Annotated in this window: 1 protein-coding gene; it reads left to right on the top strand. The window is 63.4% G+C overall.

The window, feature by feature from the left end; genetic code table 11:
- The coding region (locus tag GVL52_RS32370; RefSeq protein WP_368735342.1) for a helix-turn-helix domain-containing protein at positions 1-295 on the top strand (295 nt) is incomplete at its 5' end.
- Positions 296-418: the final 123 nt, after the last annotated feature.

Here is a 418-nt window from a genome sequence, read left to right as displayed (position 1 = left end):
GGACGAAGTGGCACGGGTGCTCAATGTCAAGCAAAACGCCGTGGCTCAACTGGAGAAGCGTTCGGACCTGCTGCTCTCGACGCTACGCAAGTACGTGGAAGCCATGGGCGGAGAACTGGCCGTGGCTGTCAGAACGGGCGCTGGCACCGTGATCATGCTTGATAGCCTGAGCTCCCTCGCCAAGCCATCTGCACCGCATCGCGCGCGCGCCTCCGGTGTAGCTCGCAAGTCGGCGGCTCGCCCTGCCAGCAAATCCAAGCGCAAGGACAAGCACGAAGGCACTGCGGTTGCCTGACGATCGGCCTCGGCGGCGGAACGACAGGAGTTGCGTACGCTGCTGCCAATCAGAACCACCTCAAGACCGCTGCGCTCTACCTACGCCAGCGGGCACTCAATTCGAGGCGCTGCTGGCTCGCAT

This window comes from Rhizobium sp. 18055 (assembly GCF_902706285.1).
Lineage (GTDB): Bacteria > Pseudomonadota > Alphaproteobacteria > Rhizobiales > Rhizobiaceae > Rhizobium.
Note: the sequence above shows the minus strand (reverse complement) of the source record. Positions and strands in the feature narration are given on the sequence as shown.